Consider the following 20,252-nt stretch of genomic DNA (forward strand, 5'->3'; position numbering starts at 1 on the left):
TTCTGATGTCACCGTTACGCATAAGCCCGCTGGCCGGGCTGCTTTCTGCTGCACTTTTACTGACTGGTTGCTTCAACGAGGCCGATGAAATCCCCGAAAACAGCGGGGATGCACGCCTGCGTCTGGCGATGTTACAACCGCCGCGATCCGGTCTGACGCCGCTGAGCGATGACGCGTTCAAACTGTCGCGATGGAGTACGGCAGAAACGCTGATCGTTCTTGATAAACTCGGTGAAGCCCAGCCAGCGCTGGCAACAAAATGGCAGCAAACCGGTGAAAACAGCTGGCGCTTCGAGCTGCGCCCTGACGTCAAATTCCACGACGGCACCGCACTGGATGCGGCCACCGTGGTGAACGCGCTGACCGTTGCAGCGCACGCGGCTCCTAAACCCCGCATTCTGGATGGCGTCCAGCTGTCCGCCGCTGCCGACGGCGAACGGGCGGTTGTCGTCACCACGGCGCAGCCAGATCCGCTGTTGCCGCAGCGTCTATCCAGCCCGCAGCTGGCGGTGTTATCACAAAAAGCCTACAGCGCCAGCGGCGCAGTAGATCCGCGTCACACCGGCACCGGCCCGTTCGAACTGGTACAGGTAAACGGCACCAGCAGCGCCCGCCTCGAACGTTTCAATGGCTACTGGGGTGAAAGAGCCAAGGCCAGCGGCATTGACGTCAGTTTTGTGCCGGACGGTACCGCCCGTGGCGCGGCCCTGCGCACCGGTACGGCAGATATCGTCGAAGCCATTCCGGTTTCCCAGGCGCCGTTGCTCGATCAACGCTTAATTCATGAAGTGCCGATGCCCCGTACCAACACCCTGTATCTGAATACAAAGTTTGGCGTGATGCAGGAACCGGCGTTGCGGGCCGCCGTGCGTGACGCGATAAACCGTCAGCAGCTGGTGGATAACGTTTACGAAAAACGCGCCGACGTAGCACAGGGGCTGCTCGGCCCGGCGTTACCCTGGGCAGCACAGCTGCGCCAGCCGGTGAAGACGCCGGTCGCTGCGCGTAAACCGGCCGGGGAGACCATCACGCTGGCGACGTTCAGCGACCGGGCAGAACTGCCGGAAGTGGCGGTCTATCTGGCGCAGCAACTGACCGCCGCCGGTTTTAATGTCAAACAAGTGGTGCGCGAATACTCACAGATTGAGACCGACGCACTGGCGGGTAAATTTGATGCCTTTATTCTTTCCCGCGCCACGGTGCTCGATTCCGGCGATCCGGTGGCGTATCTCTACAGCGATTTTGCCTGCAAAGGCTCGTTTAACATCGCCCAGCTTTGCCGTCCGGAAATCGATCAGGCGCTGCAACGTGCGTCGGTCATCCCGGCAGGTATTGAACGCCGCAAGGCCATTATGCAGGCTGAAAACCTGATCCTCGCCACCGATGCCGCTATTCCGATGCTGCACGAACGCGTCATTCAGGGCGAAGCCGCCAATGTGCGCGATACCGTGCGTGACCCGCGTGAACGCACGCTGATCTCCGCCGCAACACAGCGCGTGGAAGAGACCGACTGATGAGCGAATCGCTGTATTGCCGCACCTGCGCGAGCATCAGCCGTTTTCGCCAAAGCCAGCCGACGACGCTGTTGCCACTGATTTCCCGCCTGCTGACGCTGGCCGCGATTGTGGTGCTGATCGGCCTGCTGCCATGGCTTTCAGGCACCGATCCGGCATTGTCTTTGCTTCGTGCCCGCTCTGGCGATCAGGAAGCAACGGCGGAGACGCTGAACGCAATCCGTCTCTCGCTCGGGCTGGATCAGGGGCCCTGGCACGCGCTGACGCACTGGCTTAGCGGCCTGTTACGCGGCGATGCCGGGATATCGTGGGTGTCGGGACTGCCGGTGTTGCCAGGCATGCTGCGGGCAACCGGTGTTTCACTGACGCTGATGGCTACGTCTGCGCTGGTGGCGATGATCATTGCATTGCTGCTATGTGCAGGAACGCTTAAACGTGGATTGCAGGGTGGCACGCCGCGTCCGGCGGGTTTTCTGGCGGCGCTGCCGACTGCGCTGCCAGAGTTTTTACTGTCTTCGCTCTTGCTGATCGTCGGTGCGGTCTGGCTGTCTCTTTTTCCGCCTTACGGCTGGATGGGCTGGCATTACGCCGTGCTGCCCTCGCTGGCGCTGGGTTTGCCTGCGGGCGGTTATCTCGGACGTATTTATTCCGATGCGCTGGCTGGTACGTTTAATGAAAGCTGGCTGACGACGTGGAGCGTGCTCGGCATTAAACGCCGCCACACGGCGCTGGCGGTCATCATGCGCGCACTGCCCGGCGTGACGCCGTTAACCGGTCTGGTACTGGTGGCGCTGACCGGCGGCGCTGTCGCGGTGGAAAAAGTGTTCGCCATCCCCGGTCTTGGTCGCGCTACGCTCGGCGCAGTGGCGGCCGGTGACTTACCGGCGTTACAGACTGGCGTGCTGATCCTGCTACTGCTTGCGTCCGTCATCGGCATACTGGCAGGCGGCGCACGGCGGCTGTTGCTTGGGCGTGCGCCGTTGCTCGGCGCTATGCCGGTTCCGGCGCAGGCCGCGCCAGCCCACAAACAACGGGCGTGGATCCCGCTGCTGTGTCTGACCATTCTGATGGCGATGGTGATTGCCGGTTTACCGCGCGATCCGCTGACGTCCGGTTCTGTGCGTTTGCAGCCGCCGTCGCCGGGGCTGCCTTTTGGAGCGGATGCGATGGGGCGTGACCTTCTCGCCCGTGTCGCGCACGGGACGCTCAATACCTGCTTACAGGCGCTGGCCGTTTCACTGATGTGTCTGGTAATCGGCATGGCGGTCGGTGCTTTCCCGCGGGCGATGACCGGCCCTGTCGAAGTGACCAACGCGCTGCCCCCGGTGATCGCCGGATTGGTGGTCGCCGCCGTGAATGGCCCGACGGCCACCGGTGCGATCATCGCCGTCACCTCCGTCAGCTGGGCACCGATCGCCGCGCATACCGCCGCGCTGGCGGGAGAGATTCAGGCGCGGCCTTATATGAAAATGCTGCAGATGGTGGGCGTCGGTGCTTTCCGCCGCACCCTCTTTTACGTGTTGCCCGCCCTCTTCGGCCCGTTACTGCGCCACGCCATGTTGCGTCTGCCGGGCATCGCGCTGGCGCTGGCCTCCCTTGGCTTTCTCGGACTGGGTGCGCCACCACCGGTGCCGGAATGGGGACGCGTGCTGGCCGAGGGAATGCCTTACATCGAACGCGCCGGATGGAGTGTCTTCGCCCCAGCTGCCGCGCTTTGTGTGTTATCTGTCATGACGGTCACGCTGAGCAGCCTGAGATGGAAAAAACCATCAACCGCACACTGAAACGTTATCTGAATCGCTAAATCGCGCTAAGCTGTCGGCTCGATTTTTAAGGGGTGACAGGAAATGGATGCGCGTAAACCGCTGGACGGATTCGCCAGCAGTGTGATGGTGGTGTTGTGTGTTATCTGGGGCGTGCAGCAGGTGGCGATCAAAAGCGCCGCGGCGGACATCACGCCGTTATTGCAGGTCGCACTGCGCTCCGGCATCGCCGGGCTGGCAGTAATGATTTTACTGCTGGTACGTCAGCGGAGAATTCCGTTCAGCGCCGACAATCTTGGCCCTGGTTTGCTGGTCGGCCTGCTGTTCTCAATCGAGTTTATGTTTGTCGCCGAAGGGCTGCGGTTCACCACGGCAGCGCACATGGCGGTATTCCTCTACACTGCCCCAATCTTTGCCGCGCTGGGGCTGCATTTTCTGGTGCCGGAAGAGCGGCTGAGCGGGCTGCAATGGTCGGGCGTGGGCGTAACGTTCATCGGCGTAATAGTGGCGTTTCTGTTTGGCGGCCATACCGCGAATTCGCCGCAGGCCAGCAATATGCTGCTCGGCGACTTCTTCGGCCTGCTGGCGGGGGCGTTCTGGGGTATGACCACCCTTGTGGTGCGCCGCAGTAAACTTTCCTCCGGCAGCGCCACCATGACGCTGTTCTATCAGCTGGCAGGGGCTTTCGTGCTGCTCGGCGGGCTGGCGCTGCTGACCGGCCAGACCCATTTCCATCTCACGCCGGTGTCGGTCACCAGTATGGTATTCCAGAGCGTGGTCGTCACCTTCGCCAGCTATCTCGCCTGGTTCAGCCTGATGCGCCGCTATCACGCATCCCGGCTGGGGATCCTGTCATTTATGACGCCGGTATTCGGCATTATCGCCGGTGTGATTTTCCTGCATGAACCACTGAAGGTGAATTTCATTATCGGTGCCCTGCTGATTATGATGGGCATTCTGACCGTCAGCGCCGAAAGCGTGCTAAAGCAATGGGTGGCAAAGCGGCGCAAACAGTAAAATGATAAATACCACCGAACTGATCCCCGGTTTATACCCACTGGTTTCTCTCTTTGAGGTCGGAAATTGTGATGGTTTTTATCATCCATCACATAAAGAGTGGGTGTTTATCCTAGCCATGCCAACGATTCCAAACCTGAATCAGTAACCAGGCAGCAATTACCCAGCACCCTACGGCAGCAGTCAGAGCGAGTGGTAATTTCAGAAAATTTAACAGCAGATACAAAGAAACGAGATAAACCAAATAGGGGATCACAGCCCACATCCCGAAAAGAATAGTCGTGCGTAAAGCGTCTAGTGAGCGTTCGGTGCCAACGATGTAATGAGCAATAAGCGCAAATGTTGGGAACAGAGGTACAAGACCAGCAATATAGTAGTTTCTTGACTTCGATAAGATGCCTATCAGCACCACGACCAACGCACCAATTAATGCCTTAAATATCAGCCCCATAACATTCGCACTCTTAATATTAAACACCAGACCTTGCCGAAGGCACATCATGGTGTCAATGATTTAATCATACAGGTTATTGATATTTGACACTTTCGATGTGCCTTTGAGGGGCTTCGGGTTCGAGCAAGCGCGCTCCCGTTAGATGGGATGCGCAAATCCAGTTTCAGGCTTTCAGGCCGCAACTTGTTGCGCTTGTAAAACCAGTGCTCAGGCGGCTCGTTGGTTAGGTCGACGGAACACCCGCTATATGACACCTCGGCGACACCGAACCTTGCAAACCATTCGGCGACTTCGGGGTGGGTAGGATGGTCGAACATATTTTCCATGCTCCTTAAAAAGCGTCATATAGCACAACAGCTTATCGCACGTAGCAGCCCAATAAAATCCTTTTGGGCTGATATATGCCAACAGCGAACGTTATACTTGCCAAAAAAAATATATCCATACCTCTATCAATGGATTTATAAATAAAGAAAATTACTTTATTGCCGATAACAAGTTTAATTAAAATTTAGAATTGGGTAGAATTTGTAAAATTGATCTCAGTAAATAAAGGTGACCGTATTACTTAAAAACTAAGCATTTTTTTATTTATTTGTAAAAGTGTACGTAAGTAAAGTTCGCTTTTTGCTAAGAGCAGATCCCCAACTCACGCCACAGTACGCTTCGTGCCAGAAGCAGAAGTTGGAGTTTTAGTAAGTATTTTTGCCGCATGCAGAAGTAATACGCTGCCCTTCTCCGTGGGACAGGTTTTCCCACCGACGCGTGTAGATTGTTTAGAAGCAGTCAGTGACCAAATAGTCCAGCACTCTACTCTTCATTTATACTATTTTTACGCGGGCAACTTTAATCTTTATGTTGTCTCTATATCCTTTGCCTGATACATAAATTAAGCTCATTTCATCGCCGGAAGGCATAAATGAAACGAAAACATGAACCTCAAACTTAATTCTTTTTCATTTAAAAAACGCCCTGTATCGCTCAGTTCATCTCGGGCCACGGATCCAGCGGCCAATGCAAGCGGGTTAACTTTAGCCGGATCCATGGCCGGGAATGAAATTCAATTCTCGCAAGAGGTGGCAGATTATTTATATAAATATCCCAACACAAAGCACATTGATATTTATATTAACGATATCAGCGGTGCGTTCAGAGGAAAAAGAGTGACCATAGCTACCCTTATGTCTCTGGAAAAGGGTGCCTACTTTCCTCAGTCGGTATATTCGATGGATAAAGAAGGTAAAGTCATGAACGTTGGGGATAATGATATGGCCGCGAATGAACCGGACAGGATCTGCATTCCTGTAGCGGGCACGTTACGTCCATGCGGCCATAATCCTGATGAAAATGCGCAAATACTTCTGACGATGCAAGATGATCTTGGTAAACCCTATAAACTGGAACCCCGGGTTATACTGGGGAATGTATTGAAAAAATTCCATGAACATGGCTTGTATCCTGTCATTGCGCCTGAAATTGAGTTTTACCTCGAAGATTCGCAAAACAGGAACATTCAGAGTTCAGGATGTTTTAATTTAGCAGTGCCTTCAGAATATACTCCTTTTATTGAAGAGCTTGAAACACTGGCGACACAGCAGAACCTGCCGCTGTCCGGTATTGTTTGCGAGGCTGAGGCGGGCCAGTTTGAATTAAACTTGCAACACTCCAAACATGTGGTGGATATATGCGAAAACATTCTGGCTCTTCGCCGCTTAACCAATACTGTTGCTCATAAATTCGGTTTTAACGCTAATTTTATGGCTAAACCTTATTCGGGAATGTCAGGAAGTGGTTTACACTTTCATATCAGCCTGAATGATGAACAGGGAAATAATATTTTCTCCTCACCGGAGGAAATTCCTAATGAGATGATGCGTCTTTGCCTTATGGGAATGCTTCATCTCATGCCAGCCTCCCTCGCGATATTAGCTCCTAATGTCAACGCTTTCAGAAGGATACGCAAAAACCTGAATGAACCACTTTTCAACTCCTGGGGCGTTAACCAGCGATCTGCGGCTTTGCGCATTCCGTGTTCAAATGAAATGCACCGGCGTATTGAGTACCGTCTGGCAGGTTCAGATGCCAACCCTTATCTGGCGATGGCAACCATACTGACCGGGATGCTTTATGGTCTGGAAAAAATAGAAGACGAGCCCCTGACCGATTTCACCCACTGCTCGCCTATTTTGCCTTTATTCCAGCAGCATGCTATTGATGAGTTCAGGCAATGCCAGTATTTAACTTCCTCATTGGGAGAGGCGTTTTCTAAACAGTGGATACAAAACAAACTGTCTGAGCTGGCATTGTTCGAAAGCATTGTCACTCCCGGTGAAAATACTTTTTCTTATTGAAGAGTAATATAAAAGCAACCTTGTTATCAGTTTAAAGGTACATCAGAGATAAATGAATCATGGTTCTTGGAGCTTATTTATATATAAGCTCCATTTAAATTCAACACGTTCGTTTTACTTACAGGTTGGAGATGGCATCAGGGGCCGTCAGGTCCTGAATAATAATCGTTATGGATATGCCGTGATTTTAACTAACACAGCAGAGAGAATTTGCAGCTTTAACTCAGAGCGAGCGGTCAGGATTAACGCGAGACCGCGCGCAGCCAGTTGTCGAGCAAAGACCGGTCCTATCCCCGAGTTGGCCCCAGTAATCAGTGCAGTTTTTCCCGTATAATCAAAAGTATTCATGCCATTTTTTCTGTTAGTCGATATGCTCATAACAGGATAAACCTTGGACTCAGGTCAACGGTCAAGAGCGTTTTTAAACGAGTTTAGTTTATCCCCTGCAAGGGATAAAATGCACAATTTGCCCTCCCCGCTCACGCATGTTCAAATACCCTTTTACCCGATCTCACAGAAGCATTGATGAAAAAAAGTGAATTTATTGCTCAGGATCTGCTGAGCAAGATTTATCAGCACAGCGGGTCACTCCCTGAAAAGTTGCCGCCGGAGCGCCAGCTGGCGGAGGAGTACGGGGTTTCTCGTTTCACGGTGCGTAAGGCGCTGGAAAAAATGGTGAGTATCGGGGCGGTGCGAATTGTACAGGGCTCGGGGATTTACATTAATCCGGGCGTCAGCAGTAATCCGCTGGTATACAACTCGATCACTGAGAAAAAATTCACGGATATCAGCTTCAAAATGCTTGAGCTGCATAAACGGCGGCCGGACAAAGAAGAGCAGCAGGTTTTCGGATTAACCCGCGACGATTTTATCTGGGCATTCACTCGCCTGCGTCGCATTAATCAGCGCAATGTGCAGATCGAATACTCACGCATACCTGCAGAAGGTTTTGCCGATCTGAATCAGACAACCATTGAGCATTCGATCCAACAATATGTACTGAGCAAGGGCTACGTGATTTCGCACTCCCTCACCCGCTACCAGGCGGTGACAGTCAGCAAAGAGCAGGCGCAGATACTTGGCTGCAAAAAAGGCATCGCCGCCATGCACATTACCAACAGAGGCATTTTGCAGGGCGGCCGGGTGTATGCGTTCAGCGATATTGTAGATATCGATTATTCATGTACCTACGTCATCCCGTTTAATCAGGACAACCTGGCCTTCCGCCAGGCTTAAGGCGTGTGGATCACGCCATTCGGCAGGCGGCTTTGCGTCCATTCATGCGGGCGATACACCACCGGAAACTCATCCGCTGCCTGCTGGTCAAAGCCCACGCCGATCCCTGACTCTTCGCTCGGATAAAAATAGCCGTTTTCCGGTGCCTGCGCGCCGGGGAAAACCTGCTGTGTATTCGCCGGATAGGCTACAAATTCCTGGATCGCGGCATTATGCAGATGGATATTCAGATGCGTGTTCACCGCCGCACCAATGGGCGTCATATCCGGCGGGCAATGCCACGCCAGCCGCACGCCGAAGCTCTGGCAGAAATGCGCCAGTTTCAACGCCGGAGTGATGCCGCCAATTTGTGAAACGTGACAACGGATGAAATCGATCCGTCGGTTGATGATCAGATCCTTCCACTCGGCCGGATTATTAAACAACTCGCCGGTCGCCAGCGGAACGGCTGTCTGGCTGCGGATTTGCGCCAGCCATTCATTTTGATCCGGCGGCAGAATATCTTCAATGAAGTAAGGCCGGTATTCCTCGACGGCTTTGGCGAACTGCACAGCCTGCTGCGGGAACAAACGTTCGTGAACGTCGTGCAAAATGTGGAACTGATTGCCGTATCTTTCACGCAGCGCTTTGAACATCGCCAGCGTATTATCCATGTACTGATCCTGATCGTAATACGCGCCCGCTGACGGTTCACGCGTGCTGTGGAAATCACGCCCGTTACCCCCGTAAAAGCCCAGCTGACAGCGGATATGGCGATAACCTTCGGCCAGAAGGCTGTCCACTTTCGCACAGAGTTCTTCCAGCGTTTCCCCGGCGGCGTGGCTGTATGCAGTCACCGCATCTTTCGATTTGCCACCAAACAGATGGTACAGCGGCATATTTGCCAGCTTGCCTTTGATATCCCACAGCGCCATATCAATGCCCGCGATGGCATTGTTAATCACCGGTCCATTGCGCCAGTAGGCGTTGACCATCATCATCTGCCACAAATCTTCGATGTGATTAGCGTCGCGACCGACAAGCAGCGGTTTGAGGTATTCATCGACCATCAGTTTGACCGCCAGCGGACGCTGCTGGAACGTCGCGCAGCCCAGCCCGAAAACGCCGCGGTCAGTTTCAATTCTTACCACCACTAAATTATGGCGATCTGGGCGCGTAATCTGGCATTCAATATTAGTAATCAGCACAGGCTGCATAAGAAATCCTTAATACTTTTCATAATGAAAGTCTGATTTGCCAGCAAAATAAAATGGCAAAGGAATATTCGTATTGGGGTTATTTCAACGTATTTTCAGCCCGCTTGTAAACCTTAAATTGATGATTTTATTTTGGTCTGAAAGCGCTGCGAATAGTTCATTAAAACCGTACCAATTTAGCCTTTACCGCTGAATGATCTGCTTTGTAATGAAGTTATGTGATGGAGATCCAGTTTTATTGGTTTGTTTTTAAAAACTGACGTCATTACACTTCAATCCCATCTGACAAAATCTTTCGGCACGGAGTTCCAGGGTGAATATAGAAACAATGCAGTCAGTCATTAAACTGGTTGGCGGTGCAGAAAATATTAATAAAGTCTGGCATTGCATGACGCGTCTGCGTTTTGATTTAGCCGATGAAAATAAAGTCGCGTGGGAAGAGATTAAAAACCTGCCGGGCGTTTTAGGTGCGCAAAGCCAAAGCGAACAGGTACAGATCATCATCGGGCCAAAGGTCAATGTGTGGTACGACGCTATCGTGTCACAGCTGGAACCGGTCGCTGGATCAACAGGAAATGTTTCCACAAAAGGACGCAAAAGCCTGGTCTCACTCTTTATGGACACGGTCTCCGGCGTATTCGGGCCGATCGTTCCGGCCATCGCAGGTGCGGGGATGATCAAGGGGTTGCTTGCCGGACTGATTGCGCTGAAAATCATTTCGGGAAAAAGCGAAACGGTGATGATCATTGATTTGATTGCCAGCGGCGTTTTCTACTTTCTGCCCTTTTTCCTGGCGGTATCTGCGGCCAGGATCTTCAAAACCAACGAGTACCTCGCTGCCGCCGTGGCGGCGTGCCTGATGTATCCGACGCTCATCGACGCCGCCAAAGCGCTCGCCAGCCATACCGCCGGCGCACCGACCGCGTTGTATTTTATGGATGTCCTGCCGGTCTCGGTCTTCAACTATTCTGCCAGCGTGATCCCGGTGATTTTCTCTGTACTGGCGCTAAGTTATATCCACCGCTGGGTGGATAAAATCATGCCGGACGTGCTGAAAACCGTTTTCACCCCCACCCTGACGTTGTTTATCGCCGCGCTGGTTTCGCTGACGGTCATCGGCCCGGCGGGGATTTACCTCGGTAAACTGCTGGCGTTCGGGATCCAGGGATTATTTGATGTCTCGGCGGTCTTTGCGGGCTTTATCGTCGGGGCGATCCGTCCGGTGGCGATCCTCACCGGAATGCATCACGCCATGACGCCGATTGCGCTGCAAAACTTCACCGATCAGGGCTGGGACATGCTGATGCCGATGATGTTTATGGCCAACATGGCGATTGCCGGATCAACCTTTGCGATTTATTTCCACGTCAAAACCCGCGAACAGAAATCCGTGGTGCTGTCGGCAGCGATTTCAGGGCTGTTGGGGATCACCGAACCGGCGCTGTTTGGCGTACTGACGCGCTACAAAAAAGCGTTTATCGCCACGACTATCAGCAGCTCGGTGGCATCGGCGTTCATCGCTTTCTTTGGGGTGAGATTGTACGGCTATATTCTGTCGAGTATTTTCAGCCTGCCCGCCTACATCGGCCCGTACTTTATCTATGTTCTGATGGGCGTCACGCTGTCTCTGGGGATGTCATTTACGCTGACATATCTGATGGTGGTAAAAGGAAAAGGCACCGAACAGACGGCGCCTTTGGTAAACCAGACACGTTAAGAAATCAGGCCGCTGTCTGGGACTGAACGACTTCAGACAGCGCCGAATCCTGAATGCGGTTGGTCAGACGACCAATGTTTTCGATTTCCACTTCAATAACGTCATCCTGATGCAGGAACAGCGGAGGCACGCGGGTTTTACCTACCCCGCCCGGTGAACCGGTCATGATCACATCGCCCGGAGAAAGCTGTGTAAAGGTGCTGATATACGCGATGATCTGCGGAATGGTATGGATCATGTTAGCGGTGGTGTCGTCCTGCACCAGACGGTTGTTCAGCCAGGTTTTGATTTTTAAATTCTGCGGACAGCCCACTTCATCCGGTGTCACCAGCCACGGGCCAAATGCGCCGGTGGACGGCCAGTTTTTCCCGGCGGTGTACCATTTGTGCTGCCAGTCACGCACTGAACCATCCATGTAGCAGCTGTAGCCCGCAATATGGCTCAGCGCCTCTTCGGCTGAAATATTGCGGCCTGTGCGGCCGATAACAATCGCCAGCTCGCCTTCGTAATCAAACTCATTGGTTGACGCCGGTTTAATCACGGTACCGTTATGCCCGACCTGAGAATCTGCAAAGCGGATAAACAGCGTTGGCGCAGGATTCGTTTCGTTAAACTCTTTACGTTTTTCCGCGTAGTTCATACCCACGCCAAATATTTTGCCCGGACGATCGATAACCGGCAGGAAACTGATGTCGTTCAGCTGGAGACTGGCAGGCAGCGCGACATAGCGTTGCAGTGCGTCGAGCGGGTGATGCGCCATGAATTCGTTAATATCCCGACACCCGGAATGAAGGCCAACGTCGACGATGCCGTCTGCGTTAAGGATGCCAAAACTTTTAGTTTGTTCTTTATTGATGACGAAATTAACAATTTTCATAGATGCACTCAGATTCTTATTTTACTTAAAAACAGGCGGATTCGCTGCCGCAAAAACTGGCCACGCCAGGCCTGCGACCCCGAAGATCGCGAGATTATTGACCCTGCCTCTCATGCCTTCTACTATATTTTATTACCAAATCGATGAATTTCAGGAATACATGATAAATAACAGAGACCTGGATTACTTTGTGACAGCTGCACAGATAATGAATTTGAGACTTGCGTCACAAAATTTAAATATAACTCAGCCCGCGCTTTCCAAATCCATCACTCGCCTGGAGAAAGAACTCAGCATAAAACTGTTCAAACGGGCAGGTCGCGGGCTGGAGCTTACCGAGGCAGGTCGTATTCTTTATCAACGCGGTCTGGCGCTGCAAAGTTCATATCATGAAATCACCGAAGTGATGAACGAACTGAGCAGCGGCGCGGGCGGCATTGTGCGCGTGGGCATTTCAGGTTCATCCACCCAGTTCCTGTTACCAGAAATCTGCAAAATGTTGCAGTCGCAGGTGCCGAACATGAAGCTGGAAATTCAAATAGGCATGAATGACGTGCTGTTCACCCTGCTGGAGCGCCACGTGATAGATATCATCATTGGTCCGCTGGTGAACTACGAAAGTCCGGTGGTGCAGCTGCCGGTCACCGCAGACCGCGTGGTGGTCTGCGCCTCCAGTGACCATCCGCTGGCCGGCAAACCCACGTCTTTACGCGAACTCAGCCGTTTCGGCTGGATCTTACCGGCAAAAACGGTTTCGATGCGCCAGTGGCTGGACGGGATCTTTTACGAGAACCATTGCCCGCCGCCGGACGTCAAAGTCGAAATCAGCTCGCTGGCGTCCGTACCCGGTTTGATCGCTAAAAGCGGGCTGCTGAGTTTTCTGTCAGAGAATATTCTGGCAGAGGAAGAGTTTATTTCGCGGCTGATCCGCATCGATAACGATCAGCTGGTGATGGAACGCCGCGTAGGTATTACGTGGCTGGAAGGCGCGTTTCTTTCACCCGCCACGCAGAAAGTGATCGAAGTGACTAAAGCCGTCGGAAAGAAAATGCAGATGGAAAGCCGCCGGGTATTGGAGGAATGACCTCCTCACCGGCGCAGAATTAAGGTGAATCAGACCAGATGACAGGCGACGCGATGACCGCTTTCCACCTCACGCAATAGCGGGATTTCTGCGCGGCAGCGATCGGTTGCCAGCGGGCAGCGGGTGTGAAAACGGCATCCGGCAGGCGGTCTGGAGGGATCCGGAATTTCGCCGCTGACCATCGCCACCGGCTCGCTGTCAGGATCGAGCGTTGGTACTGCGGCCAGTAGCGCCTGCGTGTAAGGATGCAAAGGCTGGCGAAACAGCGCATCACGACGGGCAGTTTCCACCAGTTGACCAAGATACATCACCGCCACATCGTCGCAAAGATGCTCTACCACGCCCAGATCGTGCGAGATAAACAGAAACGTCACGCCGTGATCGTCGCGTAAATCCGAGAACAGATTGATGATTTGCGCCTGAATCGACACATCCAGCGCAGAAATGGGTTCATCTGCAATGATAAATTCCGGTTGCAGGATCAGCGCGCGGGCGATGCCAATACGCTGGCGCTGACCGCCGGAAAACTCGTGCGGAAAGCGGTTGTAATGCAACGGCGAAAGACCGCAGATCTTCATCACCTCCAATACTTTGGCGTGCAGTTCTGCGCGCGTGCACAGCTTGTGTTCCAGCATCGCTTCGCCAATAGCGTCACCGATACGGATCCGCGGGTTTAGCGAACTGTACGGATCCTGAAAAACCAGCTGGATTTTAGGCCGCAGCGCTTTCAGCTGTTTCGGTTTTAGCTGGTGGAGATCCTCGCCGTGAAATTTCACGCTGCCCGCCGTTTTGTCATACAAACCGAGCAAGGTGCGCCCAACGGTGGTTTTACCGCTGCCGGATTCCCCCACCAGGCCGAAAATCGTGCCTTTGCGGATATTAAAGCTGACACCATCCACAGCGCGCAGCTGGCCGGTTTCCTGCCCGAATACGCCGTCGCGGATTGGGAAGTGTTTTTTCAGGCCATCGACCTCTATCAGATATTCCGCGCTCATGGCTGGAACTCCCTGCTTTTCATTTCATGAACCGGACTCAGTCCGCTGTAAAAACACGCGGCCTGACGCGACTGCCCTTCCAGCGGCGGAATACCCTGACGGCAGCGGTCGGTTGCGCGATCACAGCGGTCGGTGAATGCGCAATACGGCGGCAGTGCGGCCAGATCCGGCACCTGACCGGGAATGGAATATAACCGGCGGAGACGTTCGCCTGGTTTTGGCCTTGAGGCAATCAGCCCCTGCGTATACGGGTGCAGCGGATTACGCAACACCTCAGCAGTCGCGCCCTGTTCAACGATTTTACCGGCGTACATCACGACGACATGATCGGCCATCTGCGCGATGACCCCCAGGTCATGCGTGATCAGCATCAACGCCATATGGTGGCGCTGTGCCTGTTCGCGCAGTAAACGCAGGATCTGCGCCTGCACGGTGACGTCCAGCGCGGTCGTTGGTTCGTCGGCGATGAGCAGCTGCGGTTTGCAGCTCAGTGCCATCGCTATCATGATGCGTTGTAACATGCCGCCGGAAAGCTGATGCGGGTAGCTCTTCATCAGGCTGTCGGCGCGCGCCAGCCCGACGTCGGTGATCATCTTCGTCGCCAGCGCCCACGCCGTTCGCGGTGATTCGCCCAGATGGCGGATCAGAGGCTCCACCAGCTGTTCGCCAATCGTCAGCACCGGATTCAGCGCCGTCATCGGTTCCTGAAAAATCATCGCCAGCTGATTGCCGCGCAAATCCGCCATCTGTGACGGACGCAATTTGAGCAGGTCACGCCCCTGAAAAAGAATTTCGCCGCCGTCGATGCGTGCCGCCTGAGGCGGTAACAGCCCCATCAGCGACATAGCAGTGACACTCTTCCCGCAGCCAGATTCGCCAACAATGCCGACCGTTTGCCCGGACTGAACGTCAAACGTAACGTCCTGTACCGCACGCACACGTCCCTGATCGCTGGAAAACGAGAGAGAAAGCTGATTAAAACGGATCAAAGGTTGAGTCATTTTTTGCTCCGTTTCATTTTGGGATCGAGCGCGTCGCGCAGGCCATCACCCAGTACGTTAATGGCGATCACGGTGATAAAAATCGCAATGCCCGGTGGCATCCATAACCACGGACGGCGCTGGAAGTCGATCAGGCTGTTGGCGGCATCCATCATATTTCCCCAAGACGGTGTCGGCGGGACCACACCCAGACCCAGATAGCTGAGCGCGGATTCGCTGAGGATGGCATTCGCAACGGCCATCGTGGCCATTACCACCAGAATCGGAACCGTATTCGGCAACAAATGGCCGAACAAACGACGACGCGATGAAAGACCGAGCACCTGCGTCGCCAGCATAAAATCACGCTCACGCAGCGAGAGGATCTGCCCGCGTACCAGACGGGCCAGCTTCGGCCACTCGAGCAGGCTGAGCATGACGATCACCATGTAGACGCGTGAATCCGGCGAGAAATCCAGCTCCGACAGCATCGCGCCCATGACGATCAGCAGCGGCAGGCTCGGAATAGTCATCACCAGATCGGCAAAACGCATGATGATTTTATCGGTCACGCCGCCGAGATAGCCTGACACCGCGCCAAGCAGGTAACCAAGCGTCACCGACAGCAGCATGGTCAGCAGCCCGATGATGAGCGAGATACGCCCTGCCAGCAGCAGACGCGTGTAAACGTCCCGGCCGAGGAAATCAGTGCCCAGCCAGTGTTCTGCATTCGGTGCTTTATTAATCATCAGGGCATCTGTGGCATCATCACGCCACGGCGAAAAGTAAGGGCCCGCTACGCACCAGACCGCCATTATCAGCAGTAAGATCAGGCAAAACATCGCCAGCCGGTTCTCGCGCAGTGCCTTCCACGCCTGCCGCCAGGGTGACGGTGTCACTTGTGCCATGACCGGGATTTGTGCGTCGCGCAGCCGGCGGTGAGTTGAAAATAACGATCCGAACATCACGACCTCACACGAATACGCGGGTCAGCCCACGCATAAAGCACATCGGCAATCAGATTGCCCAGAATGGTTAATACCGCCAGAAACAGGGTGAAGCCCATCAACACCGGGTAATCACGCGCCGCCAGAGAATCAATATGGATGTGCCCTGCTCCCGGCCAGTTAAAGACTTTCTCAGTGATCAGCGCACCGGAAAACAGTCCCGGCAGCTCGAAGCCCAGCAGCGTGATGATCGGCAACAGCGCATTACGCAGCGCGTGTTTGAAAATGACGGTGCGTTCACGCAGCCCTTTGGCGCGCGCGGTGCGGATGAAGTCCATGCGCACGACGTCCAGCATGCTGGCGCGGAAATAGCGCGTCAGGCTGCCCGCCTGTAACATTACCAGCGCAATTACCGGCAACACCAAATGCGCCGCCACCTGCATCACCCAGGCCCACCCCGTGGCGTCGCTGCCGATGTTGGTCATACCGCCTACAGGCAGCCAGTGCAAGTCCACCGCAAACCATTTGATCAGCAGCAGACAGAGGAAAAATGTCGGGAATGACATTGCGGCAAAAATCACCACGCTGACCACGTGATCGAATAGCGAATAAGGTTTCATCGCCGAGACAATGCCCACCGCCAGCGCAATTCCCCAGTACAGCACCATCGCGATGGTCGCCAGCAGGAAGGAATTCCAGATGTACTGATTCAGAAGCTGGCTGACGGGGATCTGATATTGCAGCGAGAACCCGAGATCGCCCTGCAGCAGATTCCCGAGCCAGTGCAAATAACGGCTGATTAAAGGCTGATCGAGGCCATATAACGCTTTCAGCTCGGCAGCGCGTTGTGCCGTAAGGGTGATATTCCCATCGATGAAATCGCCTGGCGTTTTGGCAAACAGCATGAAGATAATCAGCGAAGCGAGGAACAACATCGGAATAGTTTGAAGCAAACGACGCAGAATGAAATTTCTCATGACTTTCTCATTGAAGCTGCCGGTTAAAACCGGCAGCAACGTGATTTTGATTATTTGACGATTTTTACATCCGGCAGACTGCCGGTCAGGCCGTTATAGATGTCTGGTTTGAAGCCGGTCACCCGGGCGCTGCTGGCCGAGAGAATCTTACGGTTACCGAGCAAGATCACCGGAGGGTCGTTCGCCAGCACCTTATAGAGTTCATGATAAATCGGCTTACGCTTTTCGATATCCAGCGTGGCGTTACCCTCGTTGATGAGCTTATCCACTTCGGCATTGTGATAGCCCTGAACGGCGGCCTCGGTGCTGTAGAAGTCCCACACGCCATCGTGAGGATCGTTCAGCGTACTGGTGCTGAAGGATGCAAGATCGTAGTTACCGGCCTTGCGCTGTGACATCAGCGCATTGAAATCGACTACCTGAGGTTTCAACAGCACACCAATTTTCTGATAATCCTCTTTAGCGATCGGGATCAGCGCATCGTTCAGCACTTTTTTACTCACCAGCAGCGTCAGTTCCAGACGTTTGCCGTCTTTTACGCGGATACCGTCGCCGCCCACTTTCCAGCCTGCTTCATCCAGCAATTTCTTCGCCTGCGCCGGATCGAATTTGTATGGATTCACGCCGTCGGTATTGTACGCCCAGGAGATCGGCGAAATTGGCTCAATGGCGACAGTACCGTAACCCTGATACACCACGTCGATCAGTTTCTGACGATCCAGCCCGTAGATCAGCGCCTGACGCACTTTCGCATCCTGCAACGCCGGGCGTTTAAGGTTGAATTCAATCTTGCTGTAATCGCTGGATCCGTAGAGGTTGATGTTGGCAAAACCGAGCAATTTCAGCTGTTCGATATCATCCGGTCGGGAAGTAAACGCATCGTAATCGGTATCACCGGTCTGGAATAACTGGAAGTTGGTCGATGGATTGGTGACGCGGTAAATGAAACGTGGGGTTGGTGGGACGCCACGGTAATAATTCGCGTTGGCGTGAAAACGGATCTCCTGTCCCGGAATATATTTGTCATAGACATAGGGTCCGTTGCCGAGCGGTTTGCCGTGCAGCGTGCGCAGGTAATCGAGATTTCCGCGCTGGTAGCCTTTGCCGTAATACGCTTTCGACAGCACCGGGCCGCCGATCTTTTGCAGCGTGGTCGCGCCCGGCTGAGTAGTCGTGACCTGCAGGGTCAGCGGATCCACCACTTTCAGGCCGCTGACGCTGTCGGCTTTGCCTTGTTTATAATCATCACCGCCAGCAATGTGTGCCAGCGTGATGTCCGTGTCGCCATCGTATTTCGGGTCATACAGGACAGTCAGGGTGAATGCGACATCTTCCGCCGTCAGCGGGGAACCGTCGCTGAACTTGAGGTTCGGGCGCAGCTTGATGGTGTAAGTCTTGCCGTCCGGGCTCACCGTCCAGCTTTCAGCCAGACCGGGAACCAGTTTGCCCTGACTGTCCCAATCGACCAGGCGGGCGAAGATCACGTTCGTGACGTTCTCGTCCCAACCGTTTACGAAGAAGTACGGGTTAAAAATCCCCTGTGGTTCTGAGATCCCGGCGATCACTGTGTCGGTGCGCAATTTTGCCGAAGCCGGTACCTGACTGGTATCGGTAGCTGGCGTGATGCCTTCTTTGAGCACGTCATCAGCAAATCCAAAAGAAGAAAACATTACGGCGCTGGCCAGTAATGCGATTTTAAAAGAATTCGGTACTGTAGCCAAAAGACATCCCTCATCAATAAGTGTGCATGCAATTTACAAAACATGACGAAGAGTAAGGTTGGGGTTTGTCCTTGTCTAACAACGAAAAAATATGGCTTATAGCTTTTGGAGAGCTTGCTGCAAAAGCCGCCAAAACGGGTTATGTGGAAACTTTTCCTGATCATACCCAGTAAGTGCTTACTAACTTTTAAACACTTGTATAGGGCGGATCTAATAGAACATGTCGGTGTATAGGAGAGGATTCAGGCAACGAAAAACGGCGTATCTTGTGAAAGATACGCCGTCATGAATAATGCAGGGAGTAAGGCGTTACCCGGCCGCCTTCTTACTGCGAGCACTGACTTCGGAGAGGATCTCTTTTTGTTTATTCTTCTCGCCAATCATCTTGTACCAGCCTGAAAGTTTGCGCAGATCCGGCAATGTCGCTTTCTCATCCACATCGTAAGCACTTAATTTATCGCGATACTCTTCAAAGATAGCAATACAGCGTCGTGCCCACTCACCTTCCAGCGCAGAGCCCGCAACAGCACGCGGACGGCGTGGCAAGCGCGGCCGCAGTGGCTTGCTGGCTTCTGGCGCGGATTCATCCACGTAGGCAAACTTGATAGACATCACGGTTCTGCCCTGCTTCACCGGCTCCCAGACCACGGAGATATCCGTATTGGCATTGATCCGGTTGATGGTCGGCTCCAGCAGCTTCTGGCGGAAGTCACGATAGTCCTCGTATTTACCCGCCAAACCGGCCTTCTCGCGCATCCAGTTAAGATCCAGGGTCACTTCAATGGCTTTACCGCTGCGGCGCCCGTAGAGATTCTTGGCTTTGATTAACCAGCCATACAGGCGAACGGAGAACGGTGTATCAAGTTTTGCAATGTTGGCAAAATTCAGTTTAGTAAAAGATTCTTTTAGTTCATAGAGATATGGCGCAACATCCTGCCCAAACCTCAATACCACCGCGCTGTGATCGTCACTGCTGACGTATTCCAGACGCGAGAACCAGGACAGTTGCACAGTACGCACTTTGCCAGTTTTGACGTCCGGTTTGTAGATCGTCACCGGTTTTTTCATCAGGCTTTCCGCCGCTTCGCGCAGCTGCCTGTGGCTGCTGGTCGGGTTTACGCCGTAGATACGCTGATAATCCTGAGGAAAAAGGCGGTATAACGTGTCTGGTTGCGGTTTCCTGCTATCAATTTGAGCCAGAGCCAGGTTCAGCAGGCGCATTTCATCCAGAGTGACGCTGTAAGCGCCTTCCAGAAGATCGTTCCCCTGAACTACGGTCAGTTTATTCAGTTCCATGTAGCAGGATCCATAGGTGGAATGTAGGTAAATTATTCCACATAAAAAATACTAACGTAAAGTAAAAACAGGTGTTATTTACTTATTATATTTCAATGCATTAAGTGAAGATCGAAAAAGATGGATC

General features: G+C 53.4%; 16 protein-coding genes and 2 pseudogenes. 7 read left to right on the forward strand and 11 right to left on the reverse strand.

Going from position 1 to position 20,252, the window contains the following annotated elements; genetic code table 11:
- Positions 1–5 precede the first annotated feature (5 nt).
- From GE278_21545 to GE278_21555, 3 genes are all read left to right on the forward strand, one after another.
- Complete coding sequence (locus GE278_21545; protein QLK63391.1) at positions 6–1,514, forward strand: ABC transporter substrate-binding protein; 1,509 nt, start codon at positions 6–8, stop codon at positions 1,512–1,514.
- Positions 1,514–3,298: an ABC transporter permease subunit gene (locus GE278_21550; protein ID QLK63392.1), complete on the forward strand. Its 1,785-nt coding sequence runs from the start codon at positions 1,514–1,516 to the stop codon at positions 3,296–3,298. The genes GE278_21545 and GE278_21550 overlap by 1 nt, the downstream gene beginning before the upstream one ends.
- A 63-nt stretch (positions 3,299–3,361) precedes the next feature.
- Complete coding sequence (locus tag GE278_21555; GenBank protein QLK63393.1) at positions 3,362–4,294, forward strand: EamA family transporter; 933 nt, start codon at positions 3,362–3,364, stop codon at positions 4,292–4,294.
- Positions 4,295–4,406: 112 nt separating this feature from the next.
- Here GE278_21555 and GE278_21560 read toward each other — a convergent pair whose 3' ends face one another.
- Together GE278_21560 and GE278_21565 are read right to left on the reverse strand one after the other, a co-directional pair.
- Positions 4,407–4,745, reverse strand: a complete 339-nt coding sequence (locus GE278_21560; protein QLK63726.1) for a hypothetical protein — start codon at positions 4,743–4,745, stop codon at positions 4,407–4,409.
- 134 nt (positions 4,746–4,879) lie between these two features.
- Positions 4,880–5,065, reverse strand: a pseudogene (locus tag GE278_21565) (hypothetical protein).
- Between the two features lie 615 nt (positions 5,066–5,680).
- Here GE278_21565 and GE278_21570 point away from each other — a divergent pair.
- The gene (locus GE278_21570; protein ID QLK63394.1) at positions 5,681–7,099 is read left to right on the forward strand and encodes a glutamine synthetase; all 1,419 of its coding nucleotides are present in this window, start codon (positions 5,681–5,683) and stop codon (positions 7,097–7,099) included.
- Between the two features lie 118 nt (positions 7,100–7,217).
- On the opposite strand, the pseudogene GE278_21575 reads toward GE278_21570, so the two are convergent.
- Positions 7,218–7,447, reverse strand: a pseudogene (locus GE278_21575) (SDR family NAD(P)-dependent oxidoreductase).
- Between the two features lie 177 nt (positions 7,448–7,624).
- Here GE278_21575 and GE278_21580 point away from each other — a divergent pair.
- A complete protein-coding gene (locus GE278_21580; protein ID QLK63395.1) occupies positions 7,625–8,335 on the forward strand; it encodes a UTRA domain-containing protein in 711 nt (236 codons plus the stop codon).
- On the opposite strand, the gene GE278_21585 is transcribed toward GE278_21580, so the two are convergent.
- A complete protein-coding gene (locus GE278_21585; protein QLK63396.1) occupies positions 8,332–9,531 on the reverse strand; it encodes a starvation-sensing protein RspA in 1,200 nt (399 codons plus the stop codon). The two genes, GE278_21580 and GE278_21585, sit on opposite strands and share 4 nt — an antisense overlap.
- Positions 9,532–9,859: 328 nt before the next feature.
- On the opposite strand from GE278_21585, the gene GE278_21590 reads away from it, so the two are divergent.
- Positions 9,860–11,248 carry a PTS sugar transporter gene (locus GE278_21590; protein QLK63727.1) on the forward strand — a complete coding sequence of 463 codons (1,389 nt, stop codon included), beginning with the start codon at positions 9,860–9,862 and terminating at the stop codon, positions 11,246–11,248.
- A 4-nt stretch (positions 11,249–11,252) separates the two neighbouring features.
- On the opposite strand, the gene GE278_21595 is transcribed toward GE278_21590, so the two are convergent.
- Positions 11,253–12,125 (reverse strand): FAA hydrolase family protein, encoded by an 873-nt coding sequence (locus GE278_21595; GenBank protein QLK63397.1) that lies wholly within the window; start codon positions 12,123–12,125, stop codon positions 11,253–11,255.
- 160 nt (positions 12,126–12,285) lie between these two features.
- Here GE278_21595 and GE278_21600 point away from each other — a divergent pair, with 160 nt between their 5' ends.
- Positions 12,286–13,209: a LysR family transcriptional regulator gene (locus tag GE278_21600; GenBank protein QLK63398.1), complete on the forward strand. Its 924-nt coding sequence runs from the start codon at positions 12,286–12,288 to the stop codon at positions 13,207–13,209.
- Between the two features lie 29 nt (positions 13,210–13,238).
- On the opposite strand, the gene GE278_21605 is transcribed toward GE278_21600, so the two are convergent.
- The 6 genes from GE278_21605 to GE278_21630 all read right to left on the reverse strand — a co-directional run bounded on the left by GE278_21605 (position 13,239) and on the right by GE278_21630 (position 20,125).
- On the reverse strand, positions 13,239–14,204 hold the full coding sequence (locus GE278_21605; GenBank protein ID QLK63399.1) for an ATP-binding cassette domain-containing protein: 966 nt from the start codon (positions 14,202–14,204) through the stop codon (positions 13,239–13,241).
- Positions 14,201–15,205 (reverse strand): ATP-binding cassette domain-containing protein, encoded by a 1,005-nt coding sequence (locus GE278_21610; protein ID QLK63400.1) that lies wholly within the window; start codon positions 15,203–15,205, stop codon positions 14,201–14,203. Before GE278_21610 ends, GE278_21605 begins: the two co-directional genes overlap by 4 nt.
- Positions 15,202–16,152, reverse strand: a complete 951-nt coding sequence (locus tag GE278_21615) for an ABC transporter permease subunit (protein QLK63401.1) — start codon at positions 16,150–16,152, stop codon at positions 15,202–15,204. Before GE278_21615 ends, GE278_21610 begins: the two co-directional genes overlap by 4 nt.
- On the reverse strand, positions 16,149–17,108 hold the full coding sequence (locus tag GE278_21620; GenBank protein QLK63402.1) for an ABC transporter permease subunit: 960 nt from the start codon (positions 17,106–17,108) through the stop codon (positions 16,149–16,151). The genes GE278_21615 and GE278_21620 overlap by 4 nt, the downstream gene beginning before the upstream one ends.
- 50 nt (positions 17,109–17,158) lie before the next feature.
- The gene (locus GE278_21625; protein QLK63403.1) at positions 17,159–18,862 is read right to left on the reverse strand and encodes an ABC transporter substrate-binding protein; all 1,704 of its coding nucleotides are present in this window, start codon (positions 18,860–18,862) and stop codon (positions 17,159–17,161) included.
- Positions 18,863–19,138: 276 nt separating this feature from the next.
- On the reverse strand, positions 19,139–20,125 hold the full coding sequence (locus tag GE278_21630) for a RepB family plasmid replication initiator protein (protein QLK63404.1): 987 nt from the start codon (positions 20,123–20,125) through the stop codon (positions 19,139–19,141).
- Between the last annotated feature and the right edge of the window lie 127 nt (positions 20,126–20,252).

It is taken from the genome of Enterobacteriaceae bacterium Kacie_13 (assembly GCA_013457415.1).
In the GTDB taxonomy this organism is placed as follows: domain Bacteria; phylum Pseudomonadota; class Gammaproteobacteria; order Enterobacterales; family Enterobacteriaceae; genus Rahnella.

Excerpts from the sequence above, each read along its gene's own strand:
- GE278_21545 (QLK63391.1), top strand. The coding sequence starts at position 6 with ATGTCACCGTTACGCATAAGCCCGCTGGCCGGGCTGCTTTCTGCTGCA.
- GE278_21550 (QLK63392.1), top strand. The coding sequence starts at position 1,514 with ATGAGCGAATCGCTGTATTGCCGCACCTGCGCGAGCATCAGCCGTTTT.
- GE278_21555 (QLK63393.1), top strand. The coding sequence starts at position 3,362 with ATGGATGCGCGTAAACCGCTGGACGGATTCGCCAGCAGTGTGATGGTG.
- GE278_21560 (QLK63726.1), bottom strand. The coding sequence starts at position 4,745 with ATGGGGCTGATATTTAAGGCATTAATTGGTGCGTTGGTCGTGGTGCTG.
- GE278_21570 (QLK63394.1), top strand. The coding sequence starts at position 5,681 with ATGAACCTCAAACTTAATTCTTTTTCATTTAAAAAACGCCCTGTATCG.
- GE278_21580 (QLK63395.1), top strand. The coding sequence starts at position 7,625 with ATGAAAAAAAGTGAATTTATTGCTCAGGATCTGCTGAGCAAGATTTAT.
- GE278_21585 (QLK63396.1), bottom strand. The coding sequence starts at position 9,531 with ATGCAGCCTGTGCTGATTACTAATATTGAATGCCAGATTACGCGCCCA.
- GE278_21590 (QLK63727.1), top strand. The coding sequence starts at position 9,860 with ATGCAGTCAGTCATTAAACTGGTTGGCGGTGCAGAAAATATTAATAAA.
- GE278_21595 (QLK63397.1), bottom strand. The coding sequence starts at position 12,125 with ATGAAAATTGTTAATTTCGTCATCAATAAAGAACAAACTAAAAGTTTT.
- GE278_21600 (QLK63398.1), top strand. The coding sequence starts at position 12,286 with ATGATAAATAACAGAGACCTGGATTACTTTGTGACAGCTGCACAGATA.
- GE278_21605 (QLK63399.1), bottom strand. The coding sequence starts at position 14,204 with ATGAGCGCGGAATATCTGATAGAGGTCGATGGCCTGAAAAAACACTTC.
- GE278_21610 (QLK63400.1), bottom strand. The coding sequence starts at position 15,205 with ATGACTCAACCTTTGATCCGTTTTAATCAGCTTTCTCTCTCGTTTTCC.
- GE278_21620 (QLK63402.1), bottom strand. The coding sequence starts at position 17,108 with ATGAGAAATTTCATTCTGCGTCGTTTGCTTCAAACTATTCCGATGTTG.
- GE278_21630 (QLK63404.1), bottom strand. The coding sequence starts at position 20,125 with ATGGAACTGAATAAACTGACCGTAGTTCAGGGGAACGATCTTCTGGAA.